Origin of the sequence: Mycobacterium sp. (assembly GCF_049278535.1) — a bacterium.
Lineage (GTDB): Bacteria > Actinomycetota > Actinomycetes > Mycobacteriales > Mycobacteriaceae > Mycobacterium.
The window spans coordinates 22,045-33,602 of sequence record NZ_JBAPMI010000239.1 but is presented as its reverse complement, the minus strand read 5'-3'; the positions used below and the strand labels follow the sequence as shown (position 1 = coordinate 33,602).

General features: G+C 63.7%; 12 protein-coding genes, 4 tRNA genes and 1 pseudogene. 4 read left to right on the top strand and 13 right to left on the bottom strand.

Going from position 1 to position 11,558, the window contains the following annotated elements; genetic code table 11:
• Positions 1-197: 197 nt before the first annotated feature.
• The 3 genes from WAO18_RS16475 to WAO18_RS16465 form a co-directional block, all read right to left on the bottom strand.
• Entirely contained in the window at positions 198-1,010 is an 813-nt protein-coding gene (locus WAO18_RS16475) for a class I SAM-dependent methyltransferase (protein ID WP_422207318.1), read from the bottom strand.
• A 93-nt stretch (positions 1,011-1,103) separates the two neighbouring features.
• On the bottom strand, positions 1,104-1,760 hold the full coding sequence (locus WAO18_RS16470; protein ID WP_422207317.1) for a M15 family metallopeptidase: 657 nt from the start codon (positions 1,758-1,760) through the stop codon (positions 1,104-1,106).
• A 30-nt stretch (positions 1,761-1,790) separates the two neighbouring features.
• Positions 1,791-2,138: a hypothetical protein gene (locus tag WAO18_RS16465; protein ID WP_422207316.1), complete on the bottom strand. Its 348-nt coding sequence runs from the start codon at positions 2,136-2,138 to the stop codon at positions 1,791-1,793.
• Positions 2,139-2,281: 143 nt separating this feature from the next.
• On the opposite strand from WAO18_RS16465, the gene WAO18_RS16460 reads away from it, so the two are divergent.
• Complete coding sequence (locus WAO18_RS16460) at positions 2,282-3,508, top strand: cytochrome P450 (RefSeq protein WP_422207315.1); 1,227 nt, start codon at positions 2,282-2,284, stop codon at positions 3,506-3,508.
• Positions 3,509-3,512: 4 nt separating this feature from the next.
• On the opposite strand, the gene WAO18_RS16455 is transcribed toward WAO18_RS16460, so the two are convergent.
• The 3 genes from WAO18_RS16455 to WAO18_RS16445 all read right to left on the bottom strand — a co-directional run bounded on the left by WAO18_RS16455 (position 3,513) and on the right by WAO18_RS16445 (position 3,801).
• Positions 3,513-3,589: transfer RNA gene (locus WAO18_RS16455), tRNA-Phe, on the bottom strand.
• Positions 3,590-3,615: 26 nt separating this feature from the next.
• Positions 3,616-3,692, bottom strand: a tRNA-Asp gene (locus tag WAO18_RS16450).
• A 36-nt stretch (positions 3,693-3,728) separates the two neighbouring features.
• Positions 3,729-3,801, bottom strand: a tRNA-Glu gene (locus tag WAO18_RS16445).
• A 111-nt stretch (positions 3,802-3,912) separates the two neighbouring features.
• Here WAO18_RS16445 and WAO18_RS16440 point away from each other — a divergent pair.
• Positions 3,913-3,988 (top strand) — tRNA-Lys (locus tag WAO18_RS16440).
• 10 nt (positions 3,989-3,998) lie between these two features.
• Here WAO18_RS16440 and WAO18_RS16435 read toward each other — a convergent pair.
• Complete coding sequence (locus WAO18_RS16435) at positions 3,999-4,568, bottom strand: TetR/AcrR family transcriptional regulator (protein WP_422207314.1); 570 nt, start codon at positions 4,566-4,568, stop codon at positions 3,999-4,001.
• 77 nt (positions 4,569-4,645) lie between these two features.
• Between WAO18_RS16435 and WAO18_RS16430 the strand changes: the two genes are divergently transcribed.
• Positions 4,646-5,071 carry a nitroreductase family deazaflavin-dependent oxidoreductase gene (locus WAO18_RS16430; protein WP_422207313.1) on the top strand — a complete coding sequence of 142 codons (426 nt, stop codon included), beginning with the start codon at positions 4,646-4,648 and terminating at the stop codon, positions 5,069-5,071.
• 7 nt (positions 5,072-5,078) lie between these two features.
• Here the strand turns inward: WAO18_RS16430 and WAO18_RS16425 are convergent, their stop codons facing one another.
• A complete protein-coding gene (locus WAO18_RS16425; RefSeq protein ID WP_422207312.1) occupies positions 5,079-5,258 on the bottom strand; it encodes a hypothetical protein in 180 nt (59 codons plus the stop codon).
• A gap of 369 nt (positions 5,259-5,627) precedes the next feature.
• Complete coding sequence (locus WAO18_RS16420) at positions 5,628-6,296, bottom strand: MspA family porin (protein ID WP_422207322.1); 669 nt, start codon at positions 6,294-6,296, stop codon at positions 5,628-5,630.
• 796 nt (positions 6,297-7,092) lie between these two features.
• Here WAO18_RS16420 and WAO18_RS16415 point away from each other — a divergent pair.
• Positions 7,093-7,500 (top strand): annotated as a pseudogene (locus tag WAO18_RS16415) (hypothetical protein); the annotation flags it as partial.
• Here WAO18_RS16415 and WAO18_RS16410 read toward each other — a convergent pair.
• From WAO18_RS16410 to WAO18_RS16395, 4 genes are read right to left on the bottom strand one after another with little or no spacing between them, the layout of a single operon-like run.
• On the bottom strand, positions 7,500-9,242 hold the full coding sequence (locus WAO18_RS16410) for an AMP-binding protein (RefSeq protein ID WP_422207311.1): 1,743 nt from the start codon (positions 9,240-9,242) through the stop codon (positions 7,500-7,502). The pseudogene WAO18_RS16415 and the gene WAO18_RS16410 sit on opposite strands and share 1 nt — an antisense overlap.
• The gene (locus tag WAO18_RS16405) at positions 9,239-10,102 is read right to left on the bottom strand and encodes an alpha/beta fold hydrolase (RefSeq protein ID WP_422207310.1); all 864 of its coding nucleotides are present in this window, start codon (positions 10,100-10,102) and stop codon (positions 9,239-9,241) included. The genes WAO18_RS16410 and WAO18_RS16405 overlap by 4 nt, the downstream gene beginning before the upstream one ends.
• Positions 10,099-11,241: a fatty acid desaturase gene (locus tag WAO18_RS16400; RefSeq protein ID WP_422207309.1), complete on the bottom strand. Its 1,143-nt coding sequence runs from the start codon at positions 11,239-11,241 to the stop codon at positions 10,099-10,101. Before WAO18_RS16400 ends, WAO18_RS16405 begins: the two co-directional genes overlap by 4 nt.
• 20 nt (positions 11,242-11,261) lie before the next feature.
• A complete protein-coding gene (locus WAO18_RS16395) occupies positions 11,262-11,558 on the bottom strand; it encodes an acyl carrier protein (protein WP_422207308.1) in 297 nt (98 codons plus the stop codon).

Here is an 11,558-nt window from a genome sequence, read left to right as displayed (position 1 = left end):
ATGTCGGCGAGCATCTTGGTGACCTTGCGCGCCGAGTCTCCTCGCTCGGCGCCGATCATTACTCCGAGACGCACGTTGTTCTCCCTGGTCGATGGGGACTGCCAGTCAGAGTGCAGTTATCTTTCAGACGATAACGTACTTGCAAAAAAAGAGAATGCCAATATCGCTCGTCTGACCAGGCTAAATGCGCAGGTGGGTTACGCGCGGCAGAGAATCTCGCCATGCGGGACGGCCAGCCAGCCGTCAGGAGCGGCTGCCCAGTCCTGCCACGCCGAGGAGATCTCGTCGAGTTCCGCGGCGGTGGCCATCCTCGACTCGACCAGCTGCCGCGACAGCGCCGACTCGACGATCCGGTCTGCCCACATCCCGCCCCACCAGTCGCGGGTCTCCGGCGTGGCAAAGCACCACAGCCCGCCGGTCGGCGTGATGTCGTCGAATCCGGCGTGCTGAGCCCAGGACAACAGCCGACGGCCCGCATCGGGTTCACCGCCGTTGGCCCGCGCCGCCGCACAGTAGAGCGTCATCCAGCGGTCCAGCGCCGGAAGCTGCGGGAACCAGGTGAACCCCGCATAGTCCGAGTCGCGGGCGGCGACAATACCGCCCGGCTTACACACCCGGCTCATCTCCCGCAGCGCCTGCACGGGGTCGGCCACGTGCTGTAGCACCTGATGGGCGTGCACGATGTCGAAGGTGTCGTCAGGCAGCTCAAGAGCGTGTACGTCGGAGGTCACGAAGTCGATGTTCGACTGACCGCGGCTCTGCGCCTCGGCGCGTGCCAAATCCAATGCATCATCGGTCATTTCGACGGCGGTGACCCGTCCGGGTGCGACCCGGGCAGCGAGGTCGACGGTGATGGTCCCGGGGCCGCAGCCGACGTCGAGCACCGACATGCCGGGCTGCAGCTGCGGCAGCAGATAACCGGCTGAGTTTTCCGCCGTGCGCACCCGGTGCGAGCGCAGCACCGACTCATGATGCCCGTGGGTGTAGACGGCCTGAGGTTTCCCGGTCATGGCGCGGCTCCCTTGCGATCGAATTCTGTTCGAGGTCAAGGTTACCGCCGGCTGTTTCATAATACGAAACACGTGTCTCATATTATGAGATATCTAATTTACCGGAACGTCCAGGATGGCGCGCTGAACCCCGGCGCCGGGACCGTCGAAGTGCCACCACTCACCGGAGTACACCGGCAAGCCGCCGGCACTCATCGCGTCACGCAGTCGGCCGCGGTTCGCCTGCTGGACGGCGCTGACACCGTCGGTGGCGAAAGCCGTTGCCCGCGAGGAGAAGTCATCGAAGTCAGTGCCCATGTCGACGAGACAACGCGGGCACTGATCGTTGACGTTGGCCAGCGTCACATCCACTGAGCGGCCGGACTCGTGGCTGCGGGCGAAGTTGCCGGGCTTGGCCACCCACGCCGGATTCGGGACGATGTCGAACATTTTGACCTGCACATCGTGCGGTCGATAGCAGTCCCAGAACACGAGCACGTTGCCCTGCGAAGCAAGTGCCTTCGCCGCCGACGCAAGCCCGGCGGCCATGGACTCATGCACCAGACATCGGGCGTTGGCCGGATAGAGCTGGGTGTGGGTGAAGTTGTTCGGCGTCGCATAGCGCAGGTCGAGCAGCGCGTTGGGGACAACTGAACGAACGTCGACGAGCCCGGCCGCCCGCGCCTCGGGACTCAACGGGGGCACGTCGGCGTCGGCTACGCCGCGGGTCAATGCGGTGAGCAGAAGCAAAGCAACCAGAAGCCGAAGCATGGGTTCAGTATGCGGCTCCCGTCGCCGGCGTCAGCTCCAATCGATAGCCGCGGCGCGCTGGCGGACGCCCTCGACTCTGGCCGCGATCTGAGCCGCCACGGCGTGTTGGTCGTGTTCCATTGTCCTGGCCAAAGATTCGGCCTCCGCGACAATCTGCTTGAGCAGATCGCGGTGGTCTTCGATCATCGTGATCGTCGCATTTCTGATGGCCACCACCGCGGAGCCCCTCGCCTCCGACGGGGAAAACCCGGAGGAGAGCAGCGGTGGCAGCGCCTGACGCTCGAAGTCCGTCATGTCGCGGGACAGGTGGACGTTGAAGGTCGCGCGATAAGGGTCGCGGTCGTCGAATTCAACGCTGCATATCTTGAGTGGGTCCATGGGCCGTTCCTTTTGCCGGCGCGGGCGCCCTGCGCCCACGTCACGCCGAATTACACGTCTGTAGTTTACCGGCGTTGCCGAGCGGGCGCGAAAGCCCGACCTATGCTGACCAAAGCCTGTCGGACGCGTCAAAGGAGACCGTCATGACCATCGGTACCATCTCGCCAAGTGTTTTCGACGCCGATCTGCCCACGCTGAGCTACGGCGCCGACGAAACGCCTACGGCGGTCTATCCCCGCTTCCGGGCGGCGCAACAGCAGGCGCCCATAGCAATAGGTCCGTTCGGACCTGAACTGCTCTCCTACCAGCTCGTCCGCGCCGTGCTGCGCGACGAACGGTTCCAACCCCCGCCCGGCATCGTCCTGCAAGCACAAGGCGTCACGTCGGGTCCGTTGTGGGACAAGGTGATCAACAGCTTGCTGTGTGTGGAGGGCGAGACGCATCGTCGGTTACGCGGTCTGTGCTCCAAGGCGTTCACCCCTCGAACGGTGGCGCGCCTGCACGATGCCATGGTCGACGTAATGAGCGATCTGGTCGACCAGATCGCCGACAACGGCCACTGTGACGTCGTCGCCGACCTCGCGCGGCCCTACCCTGTCCCGATCATCTGCGCACTGCTGGGCGCGCCCCGCGAGGACTGGCAGCGGTTCTCTTCCTGGGCCGATGACATCTTTCAAGCGTTCAGCTTCTCCGCCGACATTCAGGCCCTCCAGCCTGTCGTGATGCGGGCCTGGGGCGAACTCGACGACTACGTCGACGACATGGTCGCCCATCGTCGGCGCAGCCTCACCGATGATTTGCTCTCCGACCTGATTCGCGCCGAGGACGACGGTGATCGGCTCGACGCCGCCGAATTACGCATGCTCGCGGGCGGGCTGCTGCTGGCCGGAACCGACACCACCCGCAACCAGGTGGCCGCCTCCGTGCAGGTGCTCTGCGAGCACCCGGATCAGTGGGAGCTACTGCGAGACAATCCCGAGCTGGCCATGCACGCGGTGGAGGAGACCATGCGCCACTCGCCGATCGCGGGCGGAACTCTGCGCCTGGTGGTCGACGACGTGGAACTCGGCGGCTACATCTTCCCGGCCGGAACCATGGTGCTGATGAATACCTTTGCGGCCAACCGCGATCCGACCGTCTACGACGACCCCGATAGCGTCGACATCACCCGCGAGGGAGCACCGGCGATATTGACCTTCGGCGGCGGGGTGCACTACTGCCTGGGGGCCAACCTGGCCAGGCGTGAGATCGCCGAAGCGCTGAATGTTCTGACCGCACGACTGCGTAACCCGCGAATTGCCGGGCCGGTGCCCTGGAAACCGATCGTCAGCCTGAGCGGGCCGAAAAGTCTGCCCATCGAATTCGACTAGCTCCTGGTGGCCAGGGCCGGGATCGAACCGGCGACCTTCCGCTTTTCAGGCGGACGCTCGTACCGACTGAGCTACCTGGCCGGAAGGCATCGTGTGCCTCGCCGTGGTGGCGACCCTGACGGGACTCGAACCCGCGACCTCCGCCGTGACAGGGCGGCGCGCTAACCAACTGCGCCACAGGGCCTTGCTTTACCACCGCTCCGCGTTGCCGCGGCGCGCGTACCCCCAACGGGATTCGAACCCGTGCTACCGCCGTGAAAGGGCGGCGTCCTAGGCCACTAGACGATGGGGGCCAGAACCGAATCACTCCGGGGTACTCGCAACGTGGTTCGCTGGAGCCAGGTCAGCTTAGGGCACCGGGGACCGAATCCTCAAACGAGGCCCCGGTATCCTTGTTCGTCGCCGCCCCTATAGCTCAGTTGGTAGAGCTACGGACTTTTAATCCGCAGGTCCTAGGTTCGAGTCCTAGTGGGGGCACCAGATTGTCGATCTACTGCCCGTCCGGAAGGTGTAGTCGGATCACCTCGGCGAGATGACGTCCTACATCGTCGAGGGCATCGGTCGACCCGCTGGCGAGTGAGATCAGGACAGCGCCCTCAATCGCGGCGATCGCCAATGTCGCCAGCGAACGTGCGTTGTCCGGGTCGATGCCGGAGCCGACCAAGCGATCGGCAAGGATCGCCCGCCACTCGTCGACGGCCTCAGCCGCGGCCCGCGTCGCTGCGGGTGCTTCTGATCGGCCGAGGATCGCGGCAACGATCGGGCAGCCCGCTTCCATGTCCGTCGTGCGCAGGTGCACCTTCCACTGGTCGATGAAGATCAGGACGGCTTGGACCGGGTCGCCGCCGTCATCGGCCGACCGGATCACTGCGCTCAAGCCCTGTCCGGCGACTCGGGTGGCTTCGGCGACGAGTTCGGCTTTACCGCCGGGGAAATTCAGGTAGACGGTGCGCCGTGCGACGCCGCTGTCCTCCAGTAGGGCGCCGAGGCCGGCTCCGGCGACACCTCGGCGCTGGACCAGGCCGGTGATGCTGGAAATGAGGGCGTCACGTGCGGACATGGGTTGAACTATACCAATTGGTCTACTACCGTGACATCAACAAGCACGCCGGCCACCGTTCAACATTGGAGACAGCCGTGACGAACACCGATGACGACAAAACGTTGCGCAAGTTCCGCAGAGAACGAGCAGTCGGACGCCTGATCAATCCGGCCGTCCAAGCGTTGAGCAAACTCGGGCTGCGAACCGCGCTGGCCACCGAACTGGAAACTGTCGGCCGCAAGACCGGTCAGGCCCGCCGGGTTCCGGTGTCTGCGCAATTCGACGACCACGGGGCGTGGCTCATCTCTCAGCACGGCACCCGGTCCGGGTGGGGTAGCAATATCGGCGATAACCCGAATGTCCGCGTGCGACAGGGCAGTCAGTGGCGCGCCGGAGTGGCGAAATTCAGGCCCGATGACGACGTCGTGGAGCGCGGCCGCAAGTTCGGGCGAATGGGATCCAAGGTCGCCAAGGCGCTGGAGACGACGCCGGTATCGGTGCGGATCGACTTCACCGACTGACGTTGCGTCAGCCGATTCGCACGAATTGTTTGGCGCAGTACTGCTGAGCACACGCCGCGCGGCGGATCTTGCCGCTTGTGGTGATCGGGATCGAACCGGGCGCAACCAGCACGAGATCGGCGACACGGACGCCGTGATCCCTCGAGATCGCGTAGTTGACATCGCGTTGTACGACGTCGATCCGCACCGCGATCTCTTCTGCTGAAGCGCCGCGCGGCTGTATTCGACGACCAGGACCAGCTGTTCGTCAATTGCACCTGGAACCGTGATCGCGGCGACCCGGCCTCTTTGATCGACCTCCACCAGTCGGACGCACTAGTTTGCCGTCGCTGACGCGGGCGCCTGGCACCGCCTGGGTGGAGACCAACAATAAATCCTTCTGCGCGTCCGTCCCGTTGTGGCGAGGAAAATGATGCCCATGATCCCCAGCGAAGCCGATGCTCGGCGGACGACCGACGACGAATACGTCCGGCGAGTGCTGAAGTACCGGCCGTCGTCGCTCCTTCCATGGTCAGAAGCATTGCCTGCCGTGAGCGCTGGCACCCTGCGACCTCGGTCAGACGGCTTTGGTGACGCCGACGTAGGACAGCACCACGTCGGATTCATCGGTCTCGCGCGTCAGCGTCGCGTAGGAACGGATGAACGACTGGCCTACGCATCCGTCGATCTTGACATGGAAGTTGCTGATCATGACCCAGGGATTTGCACCCTTGAACGCTTTCTTGGCCACCGGCACCACGATTACCAGGCCGGGCTTGAGCCCGACGGTGAGCACGCCGTTGGTCGGCACGGTAACCAACGGGATGAAACCACCGGCCAACGGAAGGCCGACGCCCGGGTTGAGGCCCGCGCTACCCGCGATCGTGACGCCATTGGACGTGCTCATATCGATTCCGCAGCCGATCTCGTAACCCACCTCAAGGACGCCGCGCGGCGTTTCAGGTCCAGTCAGCGAGCCGGCGAATATTCCGCTCGCCAGGTATTCGCGCGACGAAATCGCTGTGGTCAAAGGTGCTACAGGAAGCAGTATTTCGTCCTTCGCACCGAGGGCCAGTCTCCAGCCATCGGGAGTGTTCAGGATTGCCGTTTCCGCCGGGGGCACCCGTCCGTCGGCCGGTGCCGCCGCGCCCACCGGGGAAACGTCAGGATCAGCAGCAGTCAAAGGCGCAATGGTCACTGACGTAATGAGGCAGGTGGCGAAAACCGCAGCGCGGCGAACGACCACGGTTAACGGCCTCACGCGCGATACCGTACGTGGCGCCGGCATTCGAGTTGCGACTCTGGCTGGCCGACTAGCAATGTCGTTGCTTGTTCGTAACTGTTATGCGATATGGATCCCGAATGCTGGGGTAGACCCGCTACGTGGCCGCAGCGCTAGAATTGTCTCTAGTGACTAAATCGTGGCGATAACCGGGCAATTAGGCCAGACGACCGAGAGGGCGGCGGTGAAACTTCACTCATGCACTCGCGGACTGCTCGCGGGCGCGATGAGTGTCATCGCTCTGGCGGGTGGCGCCGGCGTAGCGCACGCGCAGCCAGACATTAATGTGCCGCCATCACCCCCGATAATTGATCAAATATTGACCCAGACCCCAGCACTATTTGTGGACCCGGCCGATGAAGGCGGTCCAGCAGTCGACTCGGATGGGGTCGGAATGTATTGCGAGAATCTGTTCGCCCGGTGCCGGTAAAGGTTCTGCGGTGGGAGACTGCCGTGCGCCCGCTCATCCCGAGGGCCTGGCCAGCGCAAGCAAAGCCCAGAGTGACCCGCCGCCTGACCGATTATCGTGGGGCGGTTTTGGCGAGGTTGGGTTTGTGATGATCAGGCCTACACTCCCAACACTGACCCACGTGTTTCAGTCCGGCCAGAGTGTTGCGCTGAGGGACGACCGGCGTACAAGCTCGAGTGCAAGTGTTCCCGCCCACTGGGGATAGCGGACTGGAGGATGACCATCCCGGCGATCGAGCGCGACTGGAGCAAACCCGCCGCGATTGCACTTCCCAAAGAGGGCTAGCTCGAAATGGAACGAGGCCGGTACGGCCCGGTCTATCCGCGCACCCCGGCGTGCTATGGCTTCTCGATCATTGCGAAGGTCAAAGAGGGCCGCGAAGAAGCCGTGCGTGCGTACGGCAAGCAGATTGAAGCCGCAATCGCCGGCAGCCTTGACGTGCTCGCACCGCTGCGCCTGCACTATTTGCGCTGGGTGCTGTTCGACGTCGGTTCGGGATTACATTTTCAGTAGCAGGGCATCTTCGACACTGACTTCGACAAGTACACCGAGGATGCGGTGAAACTGTTCAGCCAGACGGGGATCACCACGGTTTTCACGAATCTCGAAGGCTTCCCGGAGGACTGGAAGGAAAACACGGAGGCCTTCGTCAAGTTCGTCCGTGATCACCAGTGCCCAAGCTTCCTTGAGACGGGGGACTAGCCGATTCGCGCCAGCTGGTTTTGCCGGTACAGCTGGGCACACGCACCGCGTCTGATCTTGCCGCTGGTGGTGATCGGGATCGAACCGGGCGCAACCATCACGAGATCGTCGACACGGATGCCGTGACCGGTCGATATCGCCACATTGACATCGCGTTTCACGACGTCGATCTTCTTTGCGATGTCTTCTGCTGAATCGCCGCGCGGCTTGCACTCGATGACCAGGGCCACCCGTTCGTCGACCGCATCTGGAACCGAGATCGCGGCGACCCGGCCGCCAGTGATCTCCTGGACCGTCGCTTCCAGGTCGTCCGGATAGTGGTTTCGCCCGTTGATGATCACCAGGTCTTTGATACGGCCCACGATGAATAGCTCACCGTCGCTGATCACGCCGAGATCGCCGGTGCGCAGCCACGGTCCCTCGGGGGTGCCCGCGGAGGGCTCGACGAGACGTCCCCCGAATGTTTCGGCCGTCGCGTCGGCGCGCCCCCAGTACCCTTGCGCGACATTGTCACCGTGTATCCAGATCTCGCCGACCTCGCCGGCCTGTTTCTCAATTCTGGATTCGGGGTCGACGATTCGCACGGTCGGCGCCAGCGGCACTCCATAGCTCACCAATGCCGTTCCGGCCGAGTCGCTTCGGGGCTCGGCATGGCCGGCCGACAGCTTGTCGGATTCGAAGTGCACGACTTTTGGCGGGTGCCCCGGTGCGCGGGCCGCCACGTACACGGTTGCTTCGGCCAACCCGTACGAGGGCCGAATCGCCTGCGGCCGCAGCTTGAATTTCGCGAACCGCTCGGTGAAGCGGTTGAGCGTCGCTACGTGGACCCGCTCGGCACCACAGATGATGTGGGTCACCCCGTGCAGATCCAGACCAGCCATGTCGTGGTCGCTGGTTTTGCGCACCGCCAGTTCGAAGGCGAAGTTCGGTGCGGGCGAGAACGTCGCCGGCTGGGTGGCCATCAACTGCACCCACCTCGCGGGCTGGATCAGGAACGCCATTGGACTGGTCAACACGCTGTGCATGCCGGCCAGAATCGGTGCAAAGACCCCGATGAACAGCCCCATGTCGTGGTAGAAGGGCAGCCACGAAACGATGTTGGTCTCCGGTGGAGCGGTGCCACCGGTGTCGCCGAAATAGCCGGTCATGACCTGTTCGAAGTTCGCGACCAGGTTGCGATGGGACACCATCACACCGGCCGGCTGGCGGGTCGATCCGGAGGTGTACTGCAGTAACGCCGTGCCGTGCTGCGGGCCAGTGCCAGTGAGGCCCGGTGGTCCGTCGACCTTGTCGACCGCGACGAACGGCGCAGCGAAGGCGAGGTCTTGCTCCTGCATGTACTCGGCGACTCCGCCGGCGACCGCGGAGGTGGTCAGCACCACGGCCGGAGCAGAGTCGGCAAGCACCCGGTTGACCCGTTCATCGTGGGCTTTGACGTGAGGTACCGACAGCGGGACCCCAATGAGCCCGGCTTCGAATGCACCCAGCAGGCCGACGATGTAGTCGAGGCCCTGAGGCGCGACGATCGCGGCCCGATCGCCCTCCGTCCCGAGCCGGCGCAACTCGGCGGCCACCTGGCATATCCGCCGATAGAGCTGCGACCACGTCAGGGTTTCCGCAATCCCGCTGGGGTCGTGGTCATAGTCGACATATGTGAACGCGGGTTCGTTCGGTTGCAGGCTTGCGCGTTCACGAACAAGGTCGGGAATGGATCTGGTTGCGGGACCTGTGATCGTCATTGAACGACCTTTCGAGGTGGCGACTGGTAGAGGCCCTGGGTTGCCAGGAGCGATGTCAGCGCAGCGCGCATCTGCTCGCTGCTCACAATCCCGTGGTGCCCGACGCCCGGCGCCTCGATCAACTCGGCCCGGCCGCCGGCGGCGATCTCGAACGCATCGCTGACCGGAACCGAGTGGTCCTGCGGGTCATGTACGATGCAGACCTCCAGGTCGGTGTCGATGCCCAAAGTTCTTATGTCCCAGTGCGATACCGTGACGCCATCGCGCCGGTGCAACTCTTTATCGATCAGCGCCGGCACACCCGCGGGTAGCCGTCGCTGTGCCGCCCACCTGTCGAGTACACCGGTCAGCGAGCAAACGGGTGCAAGCAGCAGCAACGACCGCACCCCGTTGGACTCCGACCGAGCAAGAGCGGCTACCACTGCAATCGCCGACAACGAATGCGCGACCACGGTCTGGATACTTGGAAAGTGTTGCAGCACAGCGCCAACAGCCTCGACATATTCGGCCATGGTGGCCTGCGACCCCGGCGATGCACCATGACCGGGAGCATCGAAGCAGATCACCGATTCACCCTGAGCCACTGCAACGTTCACTACGGCCGCCATCGTGGTGCTGTCAGTGCCCCAGCCGTGTAGTGCGAGCACGCTAGGATCCTGTCTGCCCCACTGGTAAGCAGCCGCGACTCGGTGCACGCCGGTCATTTCGATGCGGCGAGCACCCAGTGGACACATGTCGCTCCAGGAGCGGCCGAGTCCGCGGGTGTTGACGAACATCGCCGTGTGGACGCGACCGGCCAACCTCGGCACTACGCGATGGCCGCGTGCGGTGGCAGCAGCCAGCATCGTGCCCGTTCTCATGCCGCGCCGGCGGTTGTTGGCGGAGTCGCTTCCGTGGGCGCCGATATCGTCGGGGCCGATACCGGGTCGGACCTGAACATGGGCCGCGTCGCGTATAGGCCCGAGATCGGGTCGTAGAAACGGCATTTGTGGACAATGTTCCAGAGTCGGCCGATGCTGGCCTTTTCGACACGGACCATGTCCGGGTACCGCTGTCTCAATGCTGTCTGCGCCTTCGGCAGGTTGTAGTAGGGCACCGAGGGAGCGACGTGGTGGGCAGTGTGCAGCGAGATGTAGTGCGTGCAGAACAACAACCACCGCGGGTAGACGAAGTCGGTAGTGACCAGCAGTCTGCTCGCATTTCGCGTCCAATACCGGTCCGGCACGTACGGGATGTCCTCGGCGCTGTGCTGCATCAGCGTGGTGATCGAGAACCACGCGTGGATCGCTAACCACGGCGCAACGAAATACAGCAGCAGGCCCTGCCACCCGGTGAAGTACGTCAGCGCGCCCAGGTATCCGCCGCCCACCACCGCGACGAACCAGATTGAGCGGCGCACGTCACGCTGCATCGCCCTTTTGGGGTAATACGAAGGCCGGAAACCCGATTTGATCCAGTAGTTGACGGTGCCGGCCCAGATCGCCCACGAGCGCGTGCTGAAGTAGACGAACCGGAACCGGCGTGGCATCCGTCGGTACAAGTCCATGGAGACCGGACGCCAGTCGACGTCAAGCTCCAAGTTGTTGGTATGGGCATGGTGCGTGTTGTGCTCGTGTCGCCAGGCATGGAACGGATACATCAGCGGCAGCAGCACGAAATGGCCGATCGCGAAGTTCAATTGGCGATTGCGGGAGAAGGCGCCGTGCCCGCAATCATGTCCGATGCAATGCAAACCCCACCCGCCGAGCCCGGCGATAACGATTAACGGGACCGCGAGGAACCAGTTGTGCGCCCACGCGATGCCGGCCAACGAGCCGGCATACAGCGCCAGGCTCACAGCCAGCCCGGCCAGGCCGCGAATTACCGATGGCTGCATGTACTCCCGTGGGATTGCTTCGGCCAGTTTCTCCCCCTCGATGGCGTTGCTCTTCGCGATGAAATCGCGGAATCGCGGGTCGGGGTCGGTCGGAATGACGGGGCGGGAGGGCTTTTGAGTCATGGCGGGCTCTTCGACGGTGCTCAATCCGGAAGGTCCGGAAGGTCGAGCTCACGGATAAGGTAAGTGGCGAGGTCATCGATCGTGCCGTGGTCGAACAGGATCGCCGGAGAGAGCCGTCGTTCGACGACCTTCTCCAGCGCGCCGGAAACCTGTACTGCCGTTCGTGAGTCGAGTCCGTAGGCATCGAAGGGTTTAGCGGTATCCACATCCGATTCGTCGCACTTCACCCGACGTGCCAAATCGGCGATCAGCCAAGACCGCAGCGATTCGTAGGTCAACGGTCCGTCGATCGTGGGTGTCTTGGCTCTCCTGAACAT